The 21,221-nt window shown below is 61.4% G+C and carries 22 protein-coding genes, 1 tRNA gene and 1 pseudogene; 10 read left to right on the forward strand and 14 right to left on the reverse strand.

Annotated elements, in window-relative coordinates:
• The 3 genes from FJ492_RS22590 to FJ492_RS22600 form a co-directional block, all read right to left on the reverse strand.
• Positions 1 to 672: an LON peptidase substrate-binding domain-containing protein gene (locus tag FJ492_RS22590; protein ID WP_140510553.1), complete on the reverse strand. Its 672-nt coding sequence runs from the start codon at positions 670 to 672 to the stop codon at positions 1 to 3.
• A gap of 107 nt (positions 673 to 779) precedes the next feature.
• Positions 780 to 1,787 carry a thioredoxin gene (gene trxA / locus FJ492_RS22595; RefSeq protein WP_140717898.1) on the reverse strand — a complete coding sequence of 336 codons (1,008 nt, stop codon included), beginning with the start codon at positions 1,785 to 1,787 and terminating at the stop codon, positions 780 to 782.
• Positions 1,788 to 1,871: 84 nt separating this feature from the next.
• Entirely contained in the window at positions 1,872 to 2,369 is a 498-nt protein-coding gene (locus FJ492_RS22600) for a prolyl-tRNA synthetase associated domain-containing protein (protein ID WP_140772345.1), read from the reverse strand.
• A gap of 210 nt (positions 2,370 to 2,579) precedes the next feature.
• Here FJ492_RS22600 and FJ492_RS22605 point away from each other — a divergent pair.
• Positions 2,580 to 2,654: transfer RNA gene (locus tag FJ492_RS22605), tRNA-Gly, on the forward strand.
• A gap of 421 nt (positions 2,655 to 3,075) precedes the next feature.
• Here FJ492_RS22605 and FJ492_RS22610 read toward each other — a convergent pair.
• The 3 genes from FJ492_RS22610 to FJ492_RS22620 form a co-directional block, all read right to left on the reverse strand.
• Positions 3,076 to 3,483 carry a hypothetical protein gene (locus FJ492_RS22610; RefSeq protein ID WP_140772346.1) on the reverse strand — a complete coding sequence of 136 codons (408 nt, stop codon included), beginning with the start codon at positions 3,481 to 3,483 and terminating at the stop codon, positions 3,076 to 3,078.
• On the reverse strand, positions 3,474 to 4,355 hold the full coding sequence (locus FJ492_RS22615; RefSeq protein WP_140772348.1) for a ParA family protein: 882 nt from the start codon (positions 4,353 to 4,355) through the stop codon (positions 3,474 to 3,476). The genes FJ492_RS22610 and FJ492_RS22615 overlap by 10 nt, the downstream gene beginning before the upstream one ends.
• A 71-nt stretch (positions 4,356 to 4,426) precedes the next feature.
• Positions 4,427 to 4,627 carry a helix-turn-helix transcriptional regulator gene (locus tag FJ492_RS22620; protein ID WP_140772350.1) on the reverse strand — a complete coding sequence of 67 codons (201 nt, stop codon included), beginning with the start codon at positions 4,625 to 4,627 and terminating at the stop codon, positions 4,427 to 4,429.
• Here FJ492_RS22620 and FJ492_RS22625 point away from each other — a divergent pair.
• Positions 4,628 to 5,113 (forward strand): annotated as a pseudogene (locus FJ492_RS22625) (SprT family zinc-dependent metalloprotease); the annotation flags it as partial.
• Between the two features lie 6 nt (positions 5,114 to 5,119).
• On the opposite strand, the gene FJ492_RS22630 reads toward FJ492_RS22625, so the two are convergent.
• From FJ492_RS22630 to FJ492_RS22640, 3 genes are all read right to left on the reverse strand, one after another.
• Complete coding sequence (locus tag FJ492_RS22630) at positions 5,120 to 5,761, reverse strand: hypothetical protein (protein ID WP_140772352.1); 642 nt, start codon at positions 5,759 to 5,761, stop codon at positions 5,120 to 5,122.
• 722 nt (positions 5,762 to 6,483) lie between these two features.
• Positions 6,484 to 6,684 (reverse strand): DUF2934 domain-containing protein, encoded by a 201-nt coding sequence (locus tag FJ492_RS22635; protein ID WP_140751975.1) that lies wholly within the window; start codon positions 6,682 to 6,684, stop codon positions 6,484 to 6,486.
• 128 nt (positions 6,685 to 6,812) lie between these two features.
• The gene (locus FJ492_RS22640) at positions 6,813 to 7,064 is read right to left on the reverse strand and encodes a SapC family protein (protein WP_246676088.1); all 252 of its coding nucleotides are present in this window, start codon (positions 7,062 to 7,064) and stop codon (positions 6,813 to 6,815) included.
• A 67-nt stretch (positions 7,065 to 7,131) separates the two neighbouring features.
• Between FJ492_RS22640 and FJ492_RS22645 the strand changes: the two genes are divergently transcribed.
• The 3 genes from FJ492_RS22645 to FJ492_RS22655 all read left to right on the forward strand — a co-directional run bounded on the left by FJ492_RS22645 (position 7,132) and on the right by FJ492_RS22655 (position 10,648).
• The gene (locus tag FJ492_RS22645) at positions 7,132 to 8,370 is read left to right on the forward strand and encodes a Xaa-Pro peptidase family protein (protein WP_140772354.1); all 1,239 of its coding nucleotides are present in this window, start codon (positions 7,132 to 7,134) and stop codon (positions 8,368 to 8,370) included.
• Positions 8,371 to 8,542: 172 nt separating this feature from the next.
• Positions 8,543 to 8,758 (forward strand): hypothetical protein, encoded by a 216-nt coding sequence (locus FJ492_RS22650; protein ID WP_246676089.1) that lies wholly within the window; start codon positions 8,543 to 8,545, stop codon positions 8,756 to 8,758.
• A gap of 108 nt (positions 8,759 to 8,866) precedes the next feature.
• Complete coding sequence (locus FJ492_RS22655; protein WP_140772357.1) at positions 8,867 to 10,648, forward strand: NAD(P)/FAD-dependent oxidoreductase; 1,782 nt, start codon at positions 8,867 to 8,869, stop codon at positions 10,646 to 10,648.
• 44 nt (positions 10,649 to 10,692) lie between these two features.
• Here FJ492_RS22655 and FJ492_RS22660 read toward each other — a convergent pair whose 3' ends face one another.
• Complete coding sequence (locus FJ492_RS22660) at positions 10,693 to 11,928, reverse strand: amidohydrolase/deacetylase family metallohydrolase (protein ID WP_140510968.1); 1,236 nt, start codon at positions 11,926 to 11,928, stop codon at positions 10,693 to 10,695.
• Positions 11,929 to 11,958: 30 nt separating this feature from the next.
• Positions 11,959 to 12,324, reverse strand: coding sequence for a RidA family protein (locus FJ492_RS22665; protein ID WP_140510966.1), 366 nt, complete (start codon positions 12,322 to 12,324; stop codon positions 11,959 to 11,961).
• A gap of 218 nt (positions 12,325 to 12,542) precedes the next feature.
• On the opposite strand from FJ492_RS22665, the gene FJ492_RS22670 reads away from it, so the two are divergent.
• Complete coding sequence (locus FJ492_RS22670; protein WP_140510965.1) at positions 12,543 to 13,028, forward strand: hypothetical protein; 486 nt, start codon at positions 12,543 to 12,545, stop codon at positions 13,026 to 13,028.
• 38 nt (positions 13,029 to 13,066) lie between these two features.
• On the opposite strand, the gene FJ492_RS22675 is transcribed toward FJ492_RS22670, so the two are convergent.
• Positions 13,067 to 13,699 (reverse strand): isoprenylcysteine carboxylmethyltransferase family protein, encoded by a 633-nt coding sequence (locus FJ492_RS22675; RefSeq protein ID WP_140772359.1) that lies wholly within the window; start codon positions 13,697 to 13,699, stop codon positions 13,067 to 13,069.
• A gap of 233 nt (positions 13,700 to 13,932) precedes the next feature.
• Here FJ492_RS22675 and FJ492_RS22680 point away from each other — a divergent pair, with 233 nt between their 5' ends.
• The 3 genes from FJ492_RS22680 (at position 13,933) to FJ492_RS22690 (ending at position 16,914) form a co-directional block, all read left to right on the forward strand.
• Positions 13,933 to 14,727: a hypothetical protein gene (locus FJ492_RS22680; RefSeq protein WP_140772384.1), complete on the forward strand. Its 795-nt coding sequence runs from the start codon at positions 13,933 to 13,935 to the stop codon at positions 14,725 to 14,727.
• Between the two features lie 105 nt (positions 14,728 to 14,832).
• Positions 14,833 to 15,516, forward strand: a complete 684-nt coding sequence (locus FJ492_RS22685; RefSeq protein ID WP_140660379.1) for a winged helix-turn-helix domain-containing protein — start codon at positions 14,833 to 14,835, stop codon at positions 15,514 to 15,516.
• A gap of 30 nt (positions 15,517 to 15,546) precedes the next feature.
• Positions 15,547 to 16,914 (forward strand): HAMP domain-containing sensor histidine kinase, encoded by a 1,368-nt coding sequence (locus tag FJ492_RS22690; RefSeq protein WP_140772361.1) that lies wholly within the window; start codon positions 15,547 to 15,549, stop codon positions 16,912 to 16,914.
• Here the strand turns inward: FJ492_RS22690 and FJ492_RS22695 are convergent.
• Positions 16,911 to 19,391: a toll/interleukin-1 receptor domain-containing protein gene (locus FJ492_RS22695; RefSeq protein WP_140772363.1), complete on the reverse strand. Its 2,481-nt coding sequence runs from the start codon at positions 19,389 to 19,391 to the stop codon at positions 16,911 to 16,913. The genes FJ492_RS22690 and FJ492_RS22695 overlap by 4 nt on opposite strands.
• Positions 19,392 to 19,513: 122 nt before the next feature.
• Positions 19,514 to 19,942 carry an Lrp/AsnC family transcriptional regulator gene (locus FJ492_RS22700; protein ID WP_140752925.1) on the reverse strand — a complete coding sequence of 143 codons (429 nt, stop codon included), beginning with the start codon at positions 19,940 to 19,942 and terminating at the stop codon, positions 19,514 to 19,516.
• A gap of 121 nt (positions 19,943 to 20,063) precedes the next feature.
• Between FJ492_RS22700 and FJ492_RS22705 the strand changes: the two genes are divergently transcribed.
• A complete protein-coding gene (locus FJ492_RS22705; protein ID WP_140752927.1) occupies positions 20,064 to 21,167 on the forward strand; it encodes a saccharopine dehydrogenase family protein in 1,104 nt (367 codons plus the stop codon).
• The last annotated feature ends 54 nt before the right edge of the window (positions 21,168 to 21,221 follow it).

The raw sequence follows: 21,221 nt of genomic DNA on the forward strand, positions 1-21,221 counted from the left end.
TCACTGCAGGCTCGAGCCAAAATCCTCATTCTCGCGCGCCAGCGTCATCTCGGTGATGGCGATCAGCGTCTCGGCCCTGGTTTTCAGGTCCGCGGCCTCGAGCAATGCCTGCTTCTCGGCTGGTCCGTAGGGCGCCATCATCGACAGCGCGTTGACCAGCATGGCGTTTTCGGCGCGGCTGACGCTTTCCCAGTCGGCTTCCAGATCATTGGCCTGCAGATAGGCGCGAAAGGCCCGCAGCAGCGCCGGCCGGTCGATTTCATCAGCCGCCTGCTCCTCGTCGAGATCGGCGAGGAAGGGCGCCGGTTTGCACTGGCGGAACGGCGTCTTGACCGTCAGCTCGTGGGTGATGCGGAACCGGCACACGCCTTGCAGCGAGATCAGGTAGCGGCCGTCGCCGGTCTCCGAAAAAGCGATGATGCGGCCGATGCAGCCGACATTGCAAAGTTCCGGCTCGCCATCCTCGCGCAAGGCGCCATTGAGGCCGGGCTGGATGATGCCGATGACGCGCGAGCCGGCGACCGCCTCGTCCACCATCTGCAGGTAGCGCGGCTCGAAGATGTTGAGCGGCATGCGGCCGCCCGGCAGCAGGAGCGCGCCCTCGAGCGGAAAAAGCGGGATCGTCGGCGGCAAATCCTTGGCGAGCCGGTAATGCGCGTTTCCCGCTTGCACCTCGTTCCTCCCGATCGCTTCCTTTGTGAAGCGTCAACCTGCCCTGTCCTATCTGGCGCTCAGGCCCGACACCACAAGCCCGTGCGACAAAACAACCGATAACCGGCTCAGGAAAACAGCAACGCCGACAATTTGCGGCGCGCGGCAAGCGTCGCCTCGTCGGTCATGCCCCAGGCCTCGAACAGCTGCAGCAACTGCGTCCTGGCGCCATCCTCGTTCCAACTCCGGTCGGCCTTGATGATGGCCAGCAGGTTGTCGGCGGCTGCCGTGCGATCACCCTTGGCGTTCTGGATCATGGCCAGATCGAAACGCGCCTGATGGTCGGCGGGGTTTTCGGCCAAGCGCCGTTCGAGCTCGGCCGGATTGCCCAACGCCGCCGCCTGCGCGGCCAGCGCGATCTTGGCACGCAGGGCAGCCAGCGGCGGTGCATCCTTCTTGGCCTCCGGCGCCGTTGCCAGGAGCGCCTCGGCACCCTCGGTGTCGCCGGTCTCGAACAACAGGTCGCCCAGCCCGCCAATAGCCTCGACCGTCTCCGGCGCCTGCGCCAGGATGGCGTCATAGATGTCGGCGGCTGCCTGCATGTCGCCGGCATCGCGGGCCTCGGTTGCCGCGGCCAGGGCCTCGGCCACCGGCGGCGCGCCATTGCCCTTGCCGCCCACCTTGGTGATGAACTCGTTGATCTGGCTCTCGGGGATGGCGCCCATGAAGCCGTCGACCGGCTGGCCGTCCTTGAAGGCGATCACAGCCGGAATCGACTGAATGCCGAGCTGGCCGGCGATCGAGGGGTGGTCGTCGATGTTCATCTTGACCAGCTTGACCCTGCCGCCGGCGGCCTTGACCGCCTTTTCCAGCTGCGGGGTGAGCTGCTTGCAAGGTCCGCACCATGGCGCCCAGAAATCGACCAGCACCGGCTGACGCCGCGATTCCTGGATGACGTCGGCGGCGAAGGCGGCGGTCGTCGTGTCCTTGATGACATCGCCGCCGGCAGGGCCCGCGGGCGCATCGCCAAGCGCGGCCTTCGCCGGCGCCGGCGCCGTTCCGCCATACTGGACCGTGGTGGCATACTGGCCGCCAGTGTTTCCGAATGATCCGCCAAACGGATTGTTGTCGCTCATCTCGTCACCCTTTCGGTCGCGCCCCCGGCCCGCGGCTCGGCGCCATGTCTCAATTGGAACTCGGCTTCGCCATCCATGTGGCGATCATGCCGAGACTTTCAAGATAGCAGCATCGTGCCCGGTTGCCTCGACGAATCTGATGAGGTCGGCCGCCGCGATCGATGTCGTCGCCTCGTTGGTCAGTGGATGCGCGTTGATCACGGCATGGTCCATCAGATCCTTGTCGAGCACCAGCTTGACCCTATTTTCCCCGTCGTTGATGACGCCGAAGACGGTGACCGCGCCCGGCGTGACGCCCAAAAGCTCCATCAGCATCTCCGGCTTGCCGAAGGAAACCCGGCCGGCGGCGCCGATCGACTGGTGGATCTGCTTGAGATCGACGATCGCATCCTCGCCGACGGTGACCAGGAAGAAATTGTCCTTCTTGTCCTTCAGGAACAGGTTCTTGGTGTGTCCGCCGGCGATTTCGCCGCGCAGCGCCTGCGAATCAGCCACCGTATAGAGCGGCGGATGGCGTATTGTCGAAACGGCGATGCCGAGTTCGGCAAGAAAGGCCATCAGTTCAGCTTCGGTCTTCGGCATCGATCTTCTTCTCGTCCGTTTCTTGGCCTTGCCGTTTACGGCCAATGCGGCGGCCGACACAAGACCGTCGCGCAAGGAGCGATGAAATCGGCGCGTCGCGGACGGTTTGCCGGCATCGTTCGAGAGTTGCAAAAAGCCTGCTATTTCCCTGTTGCAATCGCCGCGCTCTTCAGCCATATAGGCCCGGCTTGCGGCCAAGACGCCGTGTGAGCGGGTGTAGCTCAGGGGTAGAGCACAACCTTGCCAAGGTTGGGGTCGAGCGTTCGAATCGCTTCACCCGCTCCAGTTTCCTCCAGGGGAATCAAGCATCGAAAAGCCGCGGTTCGCCGCGGCTTTTTCGCAATTCTGGGCCTAATGGAGATCGCAGCCGACTGATGGGCCTCAGATCAGGGTTACACGCGGGTTACCAGTTCGCGGATTCGACGCAGCATGAAATCGCGGCGCCGCCGGAGTGCAGTACAGTTCGCTCAATCCTGTCGGGAAGTCAGAAGACAAGTGCTCGCAACTCGCCGCCTAGGACTGCCGGGCCCCTTCGCGCACCTGCGAATCGATGACTCCAGAAGGGTGGCCAATCGAGATCTAAATCCGCTGCTTCCATACGGTGGCTTTGAGCTTGATCGACCAAACGCGTTGAAATTTGGCGTCCCAACAAAGACGGCCGGATCGAACGTGTCCATGCGTTGTGCCACTAGGCGTAGTTGGCGCCCTAACTCCTCGACGCAACCCGCTGAAACATGCCTGTCTCCGAAATTTGGCGAGCCGCGTACTTATAGAGACTTTTTTGAGCCTCACTGCCGGGGTGAAAATCCAAATCACCCAGAATGGTGAGCAACTCCGCTTTGTTTGGACGAACCCTCTCGAAGTACTCCAGCAAATCGCTCACCGACATCGTGAGGAGTTCCTGCACTGGCTTATCAATACGCTGATCTACCTTAGAAACGATCGCAGAAACGACGTCTTTGCGAGCGGCCTTTGCTGGCACATCAGCGTTAAGTTCACTCGCGAGCGTGCGGAGGTCCTTCACCGTGTAATGGCTTCGGTCCAGCCCACCCTTTGCTCCGTCCTCGCCGAGCCATTCGATCAGTGTGTGGATTTGCTCTCGACTCAGGGGCATTTTGTCAAAAACTCCGATGTCAGACTGCGGAACTGCGCAGACTGTTTTGCCGCATTAGCGCCGCCGATGTCATACACTGGCAACCGCTCCTGCGCTGCGCGACGGATTCCGTCGCCCTCAGTAACATATTCGGTGAACACGGTGCCAGCACGACGCAGTCGGCGGATTTCGTCGGCCTCCGTCTGCTTTGGAGCGCCGCCATATTCTCTAGCCATCATACCCATCGCTCCCGCGAACACGGTAGGATTATAGACTAAGGATTTGTCGATGGTCGCTTTCATCAACGCTACATCATTGTTTACGGTACCAATTTCCGCCACAACGGTTGGAACACCGACGGAAGACTGCAAATCCAGCTTAACGGGAGACACGCAATAGTCTGACGCATATATTATAGACCGAAGAACATCTGAAATCTCCGGGTGAGAATCAATCAATACATAGTCGTAAGATTGTCCGAGGTGGTTGATGACCTCACGGATTACCTTTAGGTGCCGAAGCAAGGATAAATTGTTCTCAACTATGTTGTTTGTTGAAGGCAGCTTGTCTGTCGTGACGTTCGCCAGCCGGGTATCTGCAACGATTGCATCCACACCAACTGATGCTGTGCGGATGGTCACGCTCGGATCAAACGTGCTGGCGCTATATAGTTGCTGGAACTTGGCGAATAGCGTTACGTCGGGCAGTGTGCCCTGACGGAATTGCTCGATAAGATCCGGAAAGAGCCGACCGGTAATTCCGCCGCGCTGGTAATCAGCGTCGATCACGAGAACTGATTTCTTATGAAAGCGGTGCAGTCCAACTGCAATATGATAGCAAGCCGTCGTCTTTCCGACGCCTCCCTTTTCACTGACGAATCCCACAACAGCCATTCGGCCACCCCCTTCGAATGCGAGCATACTCATACACTGGCGGGGATAGCACACAAGACATCAAAGTATGTCTACCGTCCCGCCGCCGCCCGCATTATCTCGTACGGATCGGCCCCTATCGCCTTTGCCACAGCAATAAATTCCGCCACCTCCAGCCGACGCTCACCTAATTCAAACTTCGACACAAACGTCTGGCGCTGACCGAGCCGCTTCCCGAGTTCCACCTGGGTCATGCCCGCATCTTTGCGAGCCTGCACGAGCAACTCGATCATTCATACCACCGTCTCGGCCGCCCATATCGCCTGCGCATTGTGCATGATGCAGACGCCATCGTATCGCGGATCGTGGCACGCGGGTCGACGTTAATAGCGCCGGCCCTGCCGGACATGCAGGCCGCCATACAGTGCTCCGCTGTTCGAAGCGCGCTGAGGCACTGGTACCGCGATAAAGCGAAGAAGCATTTCCCTGAGCGCGTGCGCCTCGTGGCCGAAGCTTTGGGAATCAGTCGACCACCGATCCACATAGTGGACCAATCCAAGCGGTGGGGGAGCTGTGACGCGCGAGGACATATCCGCCTGAATTGGCGGTTGGTCATGGCACCAGTACCGCTCATCGACTACGTCATTGCGCACGAAACCTGCCACATCCTTGAACACAACCATTCTCGGCGCTTCTGGCGAGCGCTCGAAACGATTATACCGGACTTCGAAGAGCAGTTGAGAAGGCTCGACAGGCTAGGACACAAGTTCATCTGGTAGTGCCGGCTACGCGGCGGCGAACAGAGCCGACAGGCCCGAATCTGAAAGCCACGCAACCCAACGGTGGAGAAACGCTCGATAGTCCGATTGTTTGATTCGAAGTAAATTGACGCCGACTAACTCACCAGTCTCGCGATCATATCTCCCACTACCAAAGAGCAGCATCGCAACAGGGCTGCCATAAGAACTCCTTCCGTACACATCAAGATAAGCTATTCCGCCGTGCGCTAACGCATTGCGTAGAATTCCGCACCATTGCGAGGTAGACATTTTACTTGCCGCCGATGCAGCTTCATCGCTTTCGAGTTGATCTACAATCTCGTCCGGAAGCGCATTTGCCAGGTTTGGGAGGGGTGATCGGGAGGTTGTGACAAATCGCCATTCACCCTCTCTGTAAAAACGGGCCGTGCTGAAGGCCTGTCCGCCCAATTCCCTATCGACGGCTGCAGATACCTCGGCATCTATGTGGCGGTCGTCCGCATACGCCCCCGCCTCGTTGCTTCTGCGGCGCTCAATGCGCTCAATCGGAAGATTGATGATCGGCATAGACATGGAAATCAGAAACGTTGTTGAAAGTGGCCCCAAGTGAGGAGCGTCCAGCTGGCGCGTTCGCTCCACTTCTGGCCACAACTGCTCGATCAGCTGCAAGCACCGTTGTGGTATTTCCACGCTGTAGTGAATTGGGGTTCCCATCTGCAACCTGCCGGAGTTTGTGCAACATGTCCAAAAGCATAAACCGTCTAAGGTCACCGCGCGGTTACCGTCTCTGGCGTGCACTGAAATTCACCTGAGTCCATCGGAGTTGTTCCGAGTTGAAAATGGAATGAGCAGGGATCGCGTTCTGGCGCGCATTGGGAGGGTATCGAGCATACTACCGTGAACCCCTTGGACGGCGTAATTTCTCGCTTGCCAAGGTTGGGGTCGAGCGTTCGAATCGCTTCACCCGCTCCAGTTTCCTCCGGGGAATCAAGCATCGAAAAGCCGCGGTTCGCCGCGGCTTTTTCATTTCCTAGGGCACCGGAACCACAGCTACCTCAGGGCCTGCGAAAAGGCCGTGGTCACCGCCCGGTTACCAATTTGCGGATTCGGCGCAGCGCGCAATCGTAGCGTCGAAGGTGTGCGGCAGTGCAGTACCTCCAGGCAGAACGGGCAAACGCTGGCCACCATAGAGCCATGGCAAAGCAATGAACGTTCTTTATCTGATGCTTAACGTGATAATGCTTTCCCGCGCGTCTCCCGTTCGCGGCCTTCGGATACTTGACGCCACATTTCATAGGCGGAGGAGATGCTGCGGCCCAAACCCAGCCCGACAATCCCCCGGGAATAACATGGAATCGCAGGAAGCTCGCCTCCCGCCAGGCAGCCGCGTGTCAGTGTTTGGCACCCGACGTGTCGCCGGCGGCATCCGCGCCAGCCTGCTTTCGTCCGGCGGTCAGTTTACCGGACTCGAACTCCTCGACCGCCTTGTCCCAGCAGGCCTTTTCACGGTCGGGCATCAGGCCTTCCCGTTCCCAAAGTTCGTGGGCCCGCTTCCTGATATGCGCGACACGTTCTTCTTGGCTGATCACCATGGCCGTATTCCTCTGGATTTCCTGAGGAAGCAACCGGACAGCGCCTGAAATGTTCCAACCCGGATGTCGTCAAACTCGGCCAAGTCGAACACTTCATCCAAGACCGCGATTCGATACGCTTCTTGCCTTCAGGCGCTCTTCGCCCGCTCCCCCTTGCGCACTGTGCGCCAGCGAGGTCCAGCTGTTGGTCGAGGCGAGGTGGCAATAGAGCAGGCCGAGCGCATCTGACTTCCTGAGGTCGAGAAGGCCTCGTCGCTCAATGTGTTGAAGGCCGCCTCGTCGATCACCTGGAATTCGGTGAGGTTGAGCACTTCGCCGCCTTCCAGCGTCACTTTGCTCTCGCGCGGCGAAAACAGGCCGTGCGCAGGGATCAATATCATCGAGCAACCAGCTTGATTGTCTGCACCCGCAGTGCTCCGTTGCCGATTGAGGCATATGGAGACTTTCATGACGGGTTTTGTCGACCGCCAGCGCGCCACGCATTTGATGCAACGCGCCGGCATGGCGGCGCTGGTGCTCTGCGCGCCCGAGGCCTTCCACTATGCGACCGGCGCGTCGATCGGCCCGGCCGGCCTGTTCCGGCGCGCCGGCGCCGGCTTCGTCGTCATCCCGGCCAGACAGGACCTGCCGATCGGCCTCGTGGTCGCGGACTTCAACCCCGCGCAGTTGCGGACCGCCGCGCCCGAGATGGTTGTGCGTTCGCACCCGATCTGGATCGAGTCCGCGCCGGTCGGGACAGGACCTGCCGGGCTGGCGGAGCGCATCGAGGCCGGGCTGGCCTCGCTCGGTCGCGCGCCCGATTTTTCGCGTCCCGCCACCTTCGACCTCGCCGGCTCGGTGCGCCAGTTGCAAGCCATGCTCATCGATTTCGGGCTGGAGCGCGCCACGCTCGGCCTCGACCTCGACTTCATTCCCGCCGCCGATTTTGCGGCCATCCAGGCGCTGCTGCCGGATTGCCCTGTTGTCGACGGGTCGTCCGTGCTGGACCGGCTGCGCGCCGTCAAGTCGCAGCGCGAGATCGACCTCCTGCGGCAAGGCATCATCTTGTCCGAAGCCGGGCTGGAGCGGCTGCAGGTCGACGCCATGGCCGGCATGCGCCAGGGCGACCTCGTCGCGCTCTACCGGCAAGGCGTCGCCACTGCGGCGGCCGGCTTGTCTCATCCGGTCATCACGGCCGAATATATAACGCTCGGTGCCCGGGCCAAAGGCGCCGACGCCAGGGCCGTGGCTGGCGATCCGCTGAAATGCGACATGGTCTGCACGGTCGGCGGCTACGCCTCCGATATGTCGCGCAACTTCACCTTCGGCCCGCCCCCGGCGGATCAAGCGGAGCTGCACGCCATTGCCGAGCGCGCCTTCGAGGATGGCCTGGCCGAGCTTGTCCCCGGAAACACGCTCGCCCATGTCCACCGCGTCGCCACCGAAAGCCTGGCGCGGCAAGGCCTGCGCTCCTACCGTCGCGGCCATTTCGGCCACGGCGTCGGCCAGTCGGTCTTTTCCGAACAATGGCCGTTCATCGCCGCCGACAGCGATATCGCGATCGAGGCCGGCATGGTGCTGGCCTTCGAGATCCCGCTCTACATCGACGGCCTCGCCAGCTTCAATCTCGAGGATCAGTTCCTGATCACGCCGGATGGACCGATAGTGATGAACCGGCTGCCGAGGCGGCTAGAGGTGATTGGATAGGGAGGCAGGGGTTGGCGCGCTTGCGTTGCCCATTGCGAGGCAGCACTCTACGGCGGAACTCGGCGGCGATGCCTGGGCACGCATCGGCTGCAACGGTGCCGGGTGCATGGAACGACAGCGTACAGACATGATAAGAAATCGGGTCGAAAGCGGGCTAGGGAAGATCGACTTCATGACCGGAGCTGCCAGACATCCGATTGCCATGCCCGAATATGCCGACACGTTGAAGCCGACCGCCTCGCGCTTCGCCTTCCTGGCAATGATCGACGTCTTGGCGGTAGCCTCGGCCTACAAGCTCGACGGCTCGGCCCACGAGACGGTCCGCCGCATCAAATACAACGCCCAGATCCACCGTACGGGGAAGGAAATGGAGCCGTTGGGAGACTAGTCGCTCTCCCCGTCACTATGCCGGGAGAAGGTGCCGGCAGGCGGAAGAGGGGCAGCGCCGACTTCGACCGTCCCAATACACGGATTGGACTTATACAAGAGGGAAGAAATGCTCGAAATGTCACCATCCAAACAGGCGGCCGCATGGCTCGAATCCCTGGCGCACGCGCTTGAATCCGGCGACGTGTCGGCCGCAAGCAACCTGTTCGTCGACGATTGCTACTGGCGCGACCTGCTGACCTTCACCTGGAACATCACCACCATGGAAGGCCGCGACGCCATCGCCGATATGCTGAAGTCGACGCTGGCGACGACCAGGCCGGCCTCGTGGCAGATCACCGGCGAGGCGACCTCGGATGAAGGCACGATCGAGGCCTGGTTCACCTTCGAAACGGCGGTGGCCACGGGACAAGGCATCATGCGCCTGCGCGATGGCCGCTGCCGCACGCTGTTCACGGCGATGACCGACCTGAAAGGGTTCGAGGAGCGCAAGGGCGCGACGCGGCCGCTCGGCGTGCGCCACAAGGCGGACCCGGAACGCGAGACCTGGTCGGAGGCGCGGGCGCGCGAGACGCGCGAGCTTGGCGCCTCCGAGCAACCCTATTGCCTGGTCATCGGCGGCGGCCAGGGCGGCATCATGCTCGGCGCACGGCTGCGTCAGCTCGGCGTGCCCACCATCGTCATCGAGAAGAACGAACGGCCAGGCGATTCCTGGCGCAACCGCTACCGCACGCTCGTGCTGCACGATCCGGTCTGGTACGATCATCTGCCCTACATTCCGTTCCCCGACAATTGGCCCGTCTTCACGCCCAAGGACAAGATGGGCGACTGGCTGGAAATGTACACGCGCGTCATGGAGCTGAATTACTGGGGCGCCACAAGGTGCCTCAGCGCCAGTTACGACGAGGCGGAGAAAGAATGGACCGTGGTGGTCGACCGCGCCGGCCAGCGCCTCACGCTGAAGCCCAAGCACATCGTCTTCGCCACCGGCGCCTATGGTCCGCCGCGCAAGATCGAGCTGCTGGGCGCGGACCGGTTCGAGGGCGAGCTGCTGCATTCCAGCCAGTATTCGAGCGGCGAGAAATTCCGCGGCAAAAAGGTCGCCGTCATCGGCGCGGCCAGTTCCGGGCACGATGTCTGCGTCGACCTCTGGGAAAGCGGCGCCGACGTCACCATGATCCAGCGTTCGCCGACCACGGTGGTGAAGTCGGACACGCTGATGCAGGTCGGCTTCGAAATCTTCTCCGAGGATGCGCTGGCGCGCGGCATCACCACGGAAAAGGCCGACATGATCGTCGCCTCGACGCCGTTCGCGCTGGTGCCCAAGGGCCAGCGCGCGCTCTACGACGTCATCCGCGCGCGCGACGCCGCATTCTACGAGCGTCTCGCCGCGTCCGGCTTCGCGCTGGATTTCGGCGACGACGAGACCGGCCTTTTGATGAAGGCCTACCGCACCGGCTCGGGCTATTACATCGATGTCGGCGCGTCCGACCTGATCATCGACGGCAAGATCGGCATCCGCAGCGGCGTCGCGGTAAAATCGCTGGCAGCCAAAGGCATCCTGTTCGAGGACGGCAGCGAGATCGAGGCCGATGCCATCATCGCCTGCACCGGCTACCAGTCGATGAACGAGAACGTGGCGGCTCTCGTCTCGCGCGAGGTCGCCGACAAGGTCGGCCCGTGCTGGGGCCTCGGCTCCGGTGTCAAGGGCGACCCCGGCCCCTGGCAAGGCGAATTGCGCAACATGTGGAAACCGACGGCGCAGGAAGCATTATGGTTCCACGGCGGCAATCTGGCCCTGTCGCGGTTCTATTCGAAATACGTGGCGCTGCAGATCAAGGCGCGGATGGAGGGGATCGAGACGCCGGTGTACGGGGCGCCGGGCCTCTAGCTTCTTCCTTCTTCCACAGGGGGAGAAGGGAAGACCGCACAGCCTCACTCATGCCCATGCCCGAAATGCCGGGTCGCCACCTCGACATGGGTATGCGCGGCATGCGCTTCGAAACGCTCGGTCTCGCCAAGGTCATTCGCCGCTTCGTTCGGCCACCAGGTGCCGCCAATGACGATGCCTTCCGACATCAGCCGCTGGTCGGCGACCAGCGAGACGCCGACCGCGTCGACGAAGGTGAAGCGGCCCGGACGCTGCCGCAGCACGGCGACATCACCCGCCGTGCCGACCGCCAGCGTGCCGAGATCGGGCCGCGCGATCGCCCGCGCCGGCGCTTGCGTCGCGGCGCGCAAAACCTCGACCAGCGGCATGCCGAGCGCCATCAGCTTCGACATGCACACCAATATGTCGAAGGCCGGCCCGTCGACGCAGTAGAGATGCACATCGCTCGAGATGACGTCGGGCGCCAGACCTTCTGCGAGCATGGCGCGGGCGACGTCGAAATCGAACGAGCCCATGCCGTGACCTAGATCGAAGATGACCCCGCGCTCGCGCGCCAGCCACATGTCGGGCCGCACCATGCCGGAGGCGAACACCGGCGCATTGGGGAACGGCCGAAAGCAATGGGTGAGGATGTCGCCCCGGCGCAGGCGCGGCAGCACTTCGGAGCGGCCGGGCGGCGGCTCGTCTATATGCGCCATCAGCGGCAGCCCGGCCTTGTCGGCGGCTTCCAGCGCCAGATCGACCGGCGCGATGCCGCTGGTGCCGCCGGCATGCTTGCCGGAGCGCACCTTGACGCCGACGACGACGTCGGCGTGCTCGCGCACCGCCGCCACCACCTCGCGCGGTTCGCAAAGCCGGAGATCGCTGCATTCGCCGACCGACACAGTCTGCGAGAAGCCGAAAATGCCGGCAAAGGAAATGTTGACATAGGCCAGGATGCGCACCTTGGAGCGCTCCATGACATGACGGCGGAAGCCGAGGAAATTGCCCGCACCCGCGCTGCCGGCATCGATGAAGGTGGTGGTTCCGCTCTTGGCGGCGAGCCTGTCGGCATCGACGCCGAGCGAGGTGCCGCCCCAATAGACGTGGCTGTGCAGGTCGACCAGACCGGGCGCGACGATGCAGCCGGACGCGTCGACCACCTGCGCGGCGCTGGTCACGGGGATGTCGGCATCGACAGCGGCGACACGGCGGTTGGCGATGGCGACATCGCGTGGCGCGTCGATGCCGGACGCCGGATCGATCAGCCGTCCACCCTTCAGCAGGAGGTCGAATTGCATGGAGATGCCTCCGCCTTGTTACTTTGCCTTTCAGACCGGCCTGTACGCGACGGCCTCGACTTCGATCTTGATGTCGATCATCAGCCGCGATTCGACCGTGGTGCGCGCCGGCGGGTTCTTCGGGAAGTGCCTGGCATAGACCGCGTTGAAGCCGCCGAAGTCGCGCGCGTCCTCCAGCCAGACGGTGGTCTTGACCACGTCCTCCATCGTACAGCCGGCTAGCGCCAGCGCGGCCTTCACATTGGCGAGCACCTGCTCGGTCTGTTCCGCAATGCCGCCCTTGACCACGATGCCGTCGCCGCCGACCGGAACCTGGCCCGAGACAAAGACGAAATCGCCGGCCCGCACGGCGGGCGACAGCGGCACATGGGACGTTCCAAAAGTCTGCTTGGGCAAGGGATGGCCTCCTCCGGTGACATGGCAAGGCACCGAGGCGGCGCCCGCTTCGGGACGAGATTTACCGCGATCGGGGTGATCCCGATAGGGCCCTTGTTGGAAAGCAACATCCTTCTAAATCCGTGTTGCTTTATTACAGAAGCGCTTGCATCGTGCGCTGCCGGACGGGCTCGACGCCACGACGGACAGACGCCCTTGCGAGACCGGAGACCCCGACGATGACCTTCGACAAGAACCCGTTTCCTTCCGGCGACGCCGACCGCCACGCGCTGTGGGAGATGCTGGTGCGGCGCGACATCGACGCCTTCATCGGTCAGGACTGGTCCATGGTCGAGAACGACTTCGTCGCCGAAAGCTTCTTCGGCATGCACGCGCATTTCCTCGGCAACGCCGATGCCTGGCGGCTGCAATTCCCGCGGCTGGAGATCTATCGCGACGAGTGGCTGCGCCAGGCCAAGGAGACGGCGGCGACCAAATTCGCCGAGCCGTTGCGCGAGGCGCTGTTTCGCGTCACCAATCTGCGCGACATCGATGTCGACGGCGACCGCGCCGTGCTGCACAAGAAGTTCGACGGCAGCGTCGCCAAGGCGGATGGCAGCGTCGACCGGCTGAAATGGCAGACGCTGTATTTCTGCCGGAAGGTCGGGGCGAACTGGAAGATAGCCGGCTTCGTCGGCTACATGCCGTATCCACTGGGCGGCTAGCCGAGGCGCCGGCTGATTGCCGTGCGCCCGCACGGCAATCAGTACAGCGTGATGATAGCCGGCAGCAGTCCGCTTTCCCGGAGATACTCGATGAGTTCGATGATCGGGAAGATGGCGAGGAAATAGAGCCCGTCGAAAAAAGTGCGCTTCAACGCGCGCGTCGAGAACTGCAGCTCGTCACTGTCGCGGTAGAGCAGCGGGTTCGGCCAGAACCGGGGCGTCGCCTTGATATAGGCTGAATAGGCCGGGCCGAACTTGCCCAGGAGATATTCGGCTTCCTTGCGCGCCGTGACGCGGAAGATCAGGAAGCTGGCGACGCCGAGTGCGGCGGCGGCCACCAGCGACCCATAGAGCAGACCGATACCGACCGCACCGACCGTCGAGAAGAAGTAGAGCGGGTTCTGGGTCATCGAGAATGGACCCGCCGAAACCAGCTCCTCATTCTTCTTGCCGCCGACATAGAGGATGCTCCACAGCCGGCCGGCGACGCAGGCGAGCACCAGGCAGAAGCCGAATAATTCGAGCGTTTCGTGGCCGTTCGAGCCTTCGCTGAGCGCCGGTTTGGTCAGGAACAGCAGCAGCACCGCCGGCGCCGCCGCGACGCGGATGAAAATCAGCCGCTTGCGCTGGACGAAAGCCTTCGAAACCGGCTTGAGGGAGGCGTAGGTCATTGGTGTTTTCCTGGGGCGCTCTATACGAGCCCGGCCACTGGGGCACGCCATTGATGGCGGATGCAAGGCATTCATCCTCTAACAGCGCACCACGCGGCATTCGTAAAGACCTTTTGCGCCAGGCAAAGCCATCCTTACGAATTTGTATGCCGCCAGACAGGCTGGAGTGAAGTCGCTTGCCTATTGTCCGGATGCCGGATCGCCGCCGCAACATCGACATCGGGACACTTGCCATGCTCGCGCCCAACACACACCCCGCCGCACCAAGCCACAACCGGGTTCCCGACGTCACCCTCGACTTCTGGCTGGTCAAGCTGATGGCGGTGACCATGGGCGAGACGGCGGCGGATTATCTCGCCGTCAACCTCGGCCTTGGGCTGACCGCCACCTCGCTGATCATGACCGGCGTCCTGATCGTCGCCCTCGTCCTGCAGTTCACGCGGAAACGCTACGTGCCCTGGGCCTACTGGCTGGCGGTGGTGCTGATCAGCGTCGTCGGCACGTTGATCACCGACAACCTCGTCGACAATTTCGGCGTGCGCCTGCAGACCACGACGATTGCCTTTTCCGTTGTGCTCGCGGCGACATTCGCGGTCTGGTACGCGAGCGAGCATACGCTTTCGATCCACACCATCTTCACCACCAGGCGCGAGATCTTCTACTGGCTGGCGATCCTCTTCACCTTCTCGCTCGGCACCGCCGCCGGCGATCTTGTCGCCGAAACTTTCGACATGGGCTATCTGACCACGGGGCTGCTGTTCGGCGGCGTCATCGCGCTCATCGCGCTCGCCTATTACCTGTTCCACCTGGACGCCATCCTGGCGTTCTGGCTGGCCTATATATTGACGCGTCCGCTGGGTGCCTCCTTCGGCGATTGGCTGTCGCGGCCGGCCGAACATGGCGGTTTGGGTTTCGGCACCATTTTCACCAGCCTGATCTTCCTCGGCTGCATCATCGCCCTGGTCCTCTCCATGACATTGAGGCAAACCGCCGGCGATGCCGACGAGATCCTGCTGGAATCGGACTGAGCCGCCGCCGGGCCCTGCGGCGGCAGCCGGCCTTGCGACCATCCTAGGAACGGACCCGTGCCGGTGATAGCCTGTCCCCGATATCGGCAATCAACCGGAACAGCGATGCGGCTACTTCTCGTCGAGGACGACCACAGGACGGCGGACTACATCGTCAGGGGCCTGACCGAGGCCGGCCATGTCTGCGACCTCCTGCGCAACGGCCATGACGGGCTTTTCGCCGCGACCGGCGGCGGCTACGACGTGATCGTCGCCGACCGGATGATTCCGGGCCTCGACGGCCTGTCGATGGTCAAGGCTGTCCGCGCCGCCGGCGTGCGCACGCCGGCGATCTTCCTCACCTCCGTCGGCGGCATAGACGACCGCGTCGAGGGGCTCGAGGCCGGCGGCGACGACTATCTGGTCAAGCCCTTCGCCTTTTCCGAGCTGCTTGCCCGCATCAACGCGCTCGGCCGGCGGCCGGCCGCGCAGGAGCAGAAGACCGTTCTGAGGGTCGCCGACCTCGAAATGGACCTCATCATGCGGCGCGTCGTCAGGCAGGGCCAGCCGATCGACCTGCAGCCGAGGGAGTTCAGCCTGCTCGAGGTGCTGATGCGCGGCGAGGGCCGCGTCATCACCCGCACCATGCTGCTGGAACGCGTCTGGGATTTTCATTTCGATCCCAAGACCAGCGTTGTCGAAACCCATATCAGCCGGTTGCGGACCAAGGTCGACAAGCCGTTCGGTACCCAGCTCATCCACACTATCCGCAACACCGGCTACAGCCTGCACGCGCCGCTCTCCCAGTGATCGCGCCATCCCGATGACCGCGACTTTCTCATGACCGCAACGTGGACCCGCCTGCTGCGCAGCACGCCGTTCCGGCTTGCCCTGACGTTCGCCTTCCTGTTCATGCTGGCCTTTGTGCTGGCGGGCGCCATCGTCTACCAGATGATGAGCGCCGACCTTGCCGAGCAGCTGGACGACACCATCAAGGAAACCTATTCCGTCATCGCCGCGACCTATGCCGACAAGGATCTCAGGGAGTTGGTGGAGACCGTCGAAAGCCACTCCACGCGCAGCCCTGGGAAGGAGCAGCTCTTTTCGCTGACCGACGCAACCGGCAACCATATCGCCGGCAACTTCACCGCGGCGGGGCTTCCCGATGGTTTCTCGATGTTCGGCGCCGAGATGCCTGGCCTGCCGCCGGGCACCGAATACCGCGCCTATTCCGGTCCGGTCGGCGCCAACACGCTGACCATCGCCTTCAGCCTCTCCGAAACGGAGGAGCTGGAAACGATCATGCTGATGAGCTTCGGCTGGGCGACGCTCATCATCACCGGCCTGGCCGTCGCCGGCGGCGCCCTGCTCGCCGCGCGCGTCCAGCGCCGTCTCGACGGCATTGCCGTCACGATGGTCGACGTTTCGCATGGCCGCCTCGACACCCGCATCCCGCTGACCGGCAAGGGCGACGACATCGACATCGTCTCCAGCCAGGTCAACGCGGCGCTCGATCGCCTGTCGGCACTGGTCGAAGGCATGAAGCAGGTCAGCGCCGACATCGCGCACGATCTTAAGACGCCGCTCAACCGCCTGCAGATGATCCTGGAGGGTGCGGCCGACAAGGCCGCGCGGCACCAGGACGTCTCCGACGATCTGGCCGACGCCCGCACGGAAGGCCATCAAATCAACGAGACCTTCGACGCGTTGCTGCGGATCGCGCAGATCGAGGCCGGTGCGCGCAAGGCGCGCTTCACCGATGTCGATCCCGGCGAGATCCTGCGGACCATCGCCGAGGTCTACACCGACGTGGCCGAGGACGACGGCAAGTCGCTGTTGCCGCCGCGGCTGGAGGAGACGACGGGCCGGATCCACGGCGATCGCGAACTGTTGACGCAGATGGTCGCCAATCTGGTGGAGAACACGCTGCGCCATTGCCCGCCCGGCACCTCGATCAAACTGTCGGTGACGCGCCAGGGTGACCGCGTCCTTGCCAGCGTCGCCGACAATGGCCCCGGCATTCCCGCCGGCGAGCGCGAAAAAGTGTTTCAGCGGCTCTACCGGCTGGACCACAGCCGGTCGACGCCGGGCAGCGGTCTCGGCCTCAGCCTCGTCCGGGCCATCGCCGACCTGCACGGCGCGACCATCACGCTCGAGGACTGCCGGCCTGGGCTGGCCGTGGTGGTGAGTTTTCCGGGTTGCAGCTAACCCCTCAAATGCTTCAACATGGTTTCCAACTCCTCTTTCCGAGAGAGCTTTAGACCGGGCAGCCTAACCAATTCTTGCAGGATATCGTCGCCAATTCTTCGATGTACAGAAGTACCCTTTTCCAAAATCTTCTGCCAGAAATTGTACGCTTCTTCAGGCTCGCCCTTTGCCAGAAAATATCTGGCCCACAACCCGTTCTGAATATCTGACCGTATACCTTTGAAGCGGTGGCTTAGTTGCTCAAATCCAGCTTGAGCATCTTCAAATTTTCTAGTCCGAATCGCGGTCGTTATGAATTGAGTGATCATCTCGAACTGCGGATGTCTATTCAAATCCAGCGCCTGCCTTGCAGCTAAAAATGCCTCCTCTAATTTGCCCTGACCTAGAAGAATAGTGGAGCGCCGATGCTCAACTCGTGACTCATCCTCGACTTTGCTCAACTTATCCAGCAGCGCCAAAGCGTCTTCAAACCGCTCTTCGGCTACCGCCACCTTTACTTCAAAATCGATGACATACTTATTGTCGGGATCAGCTTCGTGTGCACGTTGAAGGTGCGCGGCAGCACCCTTGAAATCGTTCTCCTCGTACAAACATTGGCCCAACTCGCGGTGAACGGCGGCCCCGCGCATGCCGAGCGCGATAGCCTCCTTGTATCTAGCTGCCGCCGCCTTGGTATCTCCCCTTTTTCTCTGGAGGAACCCTTCTAGAAAACGAGCCTCCTTCATGCTCTTTTTCTTTACAAGCTCAATTAACGGCTGCGCATCGGTATACATTTCCAATTGAGTATATGCCCGAGCTAGAAACTTCAGAATATCGAGATGGTCCGGCCTCATGTCGAGCGCCTGAAGCCCGATTTCTATCGACCGCTGATAATCTTGGCCGTGGTAAAGCTCCTGCTGTACGTTAGTCAGATCGCTCACCATATGGAACAGACCCGCTCTATTCCTGCCCGCGAGTACATATGATTTGTACCGTGCTCTCACCAGTGAGAGCGGGATGTCCCCACCGTATGTGTCGCCAGCAGCCCGATCGTTCAGAAAGCTGTCAATCTCGTCAGCTATCCGGGCAAACGGTATATTGAGCTTTCCGAATACTTTATGAGTGACTTCCTGTATAGGATCTGCTACCGAGTAGTAGCCATTCATGCTCACCGAGACTATCGCCAAATCAACAAGTCTCATCATCTCGCTATCTAAGTCATTGTGATCTATATCCAGAGCGTTACCGATGACAGATAAAGGAAGCTCCTCAAACTGCGGAAGTATAGAAAGTATGGATTTTTGAATATTAGAAAACTTACTGTCCTTTTCCAATAATCTGAGAAACGCGCCCTCTCGGTACTCAATTAAGAAGCGGCCATTTCGTAGAACCATATCTTTGCCATATTCTTTGACAAGCTCTACCACATAGTACGCGGCTGGCGGATACCCCTTCACGCGAGACGACAGCGTGTCGATTTCCTGCATAGTCATGTCAAACCTCTCGCGTCCCGCGAGCTGTCGTATCAACGTCTTAGTACCATCCTCGCTAAGTCGCTCTAGTTTAACCGTCGGTAGGAGAAGCCCAGGCTCAAGTAGTATCTGCTCAGGTTTGCGCCTAGATATTAATATCATGCGTTGATCAACCGATAGGAAAACTGCCCGTACCAGATCTTGTATTTCTTGATAGAAGGCTCCTTCGTCATCCAGCATACCGCCGTGGTCCACAAGTATTATCGCCTCACGGTTAGCCTGTGCAATTGATAAATATTCAACAATAGCGGATATATTATCTTCAACTGTGGAGGAGTCAGCCTGAGTTTGCTCCTGCTCGTAAGATTCCGGGTTTTTCACCTCATTATATTGGGCAGCGATTTTTACACGCAAATCCGCAGCAGTATCACCTGGCTCGACCTTTATTTGGACTGCACGTCGAAAATCGAGGACGTTCTGAACAACCCTTCTTGCGAGAGTCCGTCGACCGATGCCCGGCAGGCCCCACAACGCGACAACTCCTGGCGGACGATGATCCGCGGGCGTCATTCGCTCTTCGACTTGTTCAAGGCTTCTCCCTCGGCCAATGAAGAGATCCGGCACAGACTCACTTTTGACCCTGTTTATGTGATCTCGGATCATTCTCGCAGCAGCGGCTGGATGTTCGAGTAGCGGTGTATTTACGGACCGCAACCAGGACGGTAATTCGTCGAATCCAACGGAAGCGTCAATTCTCACGCCGACTGCCTTGGCGAGCTTCTTTTCTAGCAACCTCTCTCCGGCCTGGTCCAATTCGAAATTAACCCAGAAGCTATCGAGCGAGCTCCGAGAGATAAAAAGAACGAATATTGCGCTTTTGTCGAGACCTCTCAGAATTTCATCCCTGAAAGCTTCACCGTGATCAAATGAGAACTCCTGATAGGTAACAAATTCCCGATGCAGGGATTTCGCTACCTCAGATACGAAACTCCTATCGACGGTCGAGTGAGACAGAAACGCCTTCATTGTATACGCCCCCTTTTTCGGTATACCAACTTACATGCAAGCCGGGTATGTTTATGTAGATTTATGTGTTGTCCACAACGACAAAATTGTTCTTAGGCGGAAGTAAATGCTCAGAACGCTCCTCAGCGGTCGATCCGCGTCGACAGGATGATCGACGACGCGGTCCGCTCCACCCCGTCCATGGCGCCGATCTGGTCGAGCAGCGTATCGAGGTCGCGGATCGACGGTGCGTCGACGATGACGATCATGTCGAAATTGCCGCTGACCGAATGCAGCGTCCGCACGGACGGCAATGCCTGCAGGCTGCGCACCACCCTATCGGCCAGCTTGGGCGTGACGGTGAGCAGCACATGCGCCCTGACCAGCCCCTGCTCATAGTCCGGCGCCAGCCTGACGCCATAGCCCGTGATGATGCCGCGCTGCTCCAGCCGCTCGATCCGGCTTTGCACCGTGGTGCGCGAAACGCCGAGCTGCCGCGCCAGTTCGGCCGTCGAGGCGCGCGCGTTGGCGCGCAGCAGGGAAAGCAGGGCCTGTTCGGCATCACTGAGCATTTCGACGAAACTCTTCGGCAAATTAACTAAAGATAGGGTGCGGTTTGCAGGATCTCACGCTTCCTTTCGACAGGCAAGCTGCGATGATTCCGGCGAACGCAAATGGCAGGGGTATTTGACCATGAACAACATCGTTATCGTCGGGGCCGGCAAGATCGGCTCGACCATCGCCGAAATGCTCGCCGCAACGGGTGACTACCACGTCACCCTCGTCGACCGCTCGGCCGCGCAACTCACTGCCGCCGAAGTGCCCGACGGCGTCGAGACACTCGAACTCGACATCGCGGCGGTCGGTGCGCTTGAAGCCGCACTCGTCGGCAAGTTCGCGGTGCTGAGCGCCGCCCCCTTCCATCTCACCACGCGCATCGCCGAGGCGGCGGCCAGCGCCGGCGTGCATTATCTCGATCTCACCGAGGATGTCGTCTCGACCAGGCGCGTCAAGGAGCTGGCACGTTCCGCCAAGAGCGCCTTCATCCCGCAATGCGGACTGGCGCCGGGGTTCATCTCGATCGTCGCCAACGATCTCGCCAGCCGCTTCGACACGCTGGAAAGCGTGCGCATGCGCGTCGGCGCGCTGCCGCAATACCCGTCCAACGCGCTGAACTACAATCTGACCTGGAGCACCGACGGCGTCATCAACGAATATTGCGAGCCCTGCGAGGCGATCGTCGAGGGCGAGCTGGTCGAAGTGCCGCCGCTGGAAGAGCGCGAGGAGTTCTCGCTCGACGGCGTCACCTATGAGGCGTTCAACACCTCGGGTGGGCTCGGCACCTTGGCCGAGACGCTGAAGGGCAAGGTGCGCACGCTGAACTACCGCACCATCCGCTATCCCGGTCATGCCGCGATCATGAAGGCGCTGCTCAACGACCTTGGCCTGCGCCACCGCCGCGACGTGCTGAAGGACATTTTCGAAAGCGCCCTGCCGGCGACGCTGCAGGACGTGGTCATCGTGTTCGTCACCGTTTCCGGCCGCAAGAACGGCCGCCTGCTGCAGGAGACCTACGCCAACAAGATCTATTCCAGGCGCGTCGGCCAGACCGTGCGCAGCGCCATCCAGATCACCACCGCCTCCGGCATCTGCGCCGTGCTCGACATGCTGGCCGATGGCAGCTTGCCGGCGACCGGCTTCGTCAAGCAGGAGGAAATCGCGCTCGAAGCCTTCCTCGCCAACCGCTTCGGCCGCGCCTATGCCCAACATGAGATGGTAAGCCGGCTGGCGGGGTAAGCTTTTCGGATACGCCGGCGGGACAGCGCCCGGGGCGCTGTCCCGCCGGCATTG

The organism is Mesorhizobium sp. B2-5-4 (assembly GCF_006441095.1).
Classification (GTDB): domain Bacteria; phylum Pseudomonadota; class Alphaproteobacteria; order Rhizobiales; family Rhizobiaceae; genus Mesorhizobium; species Mesorhizobium salmacidum.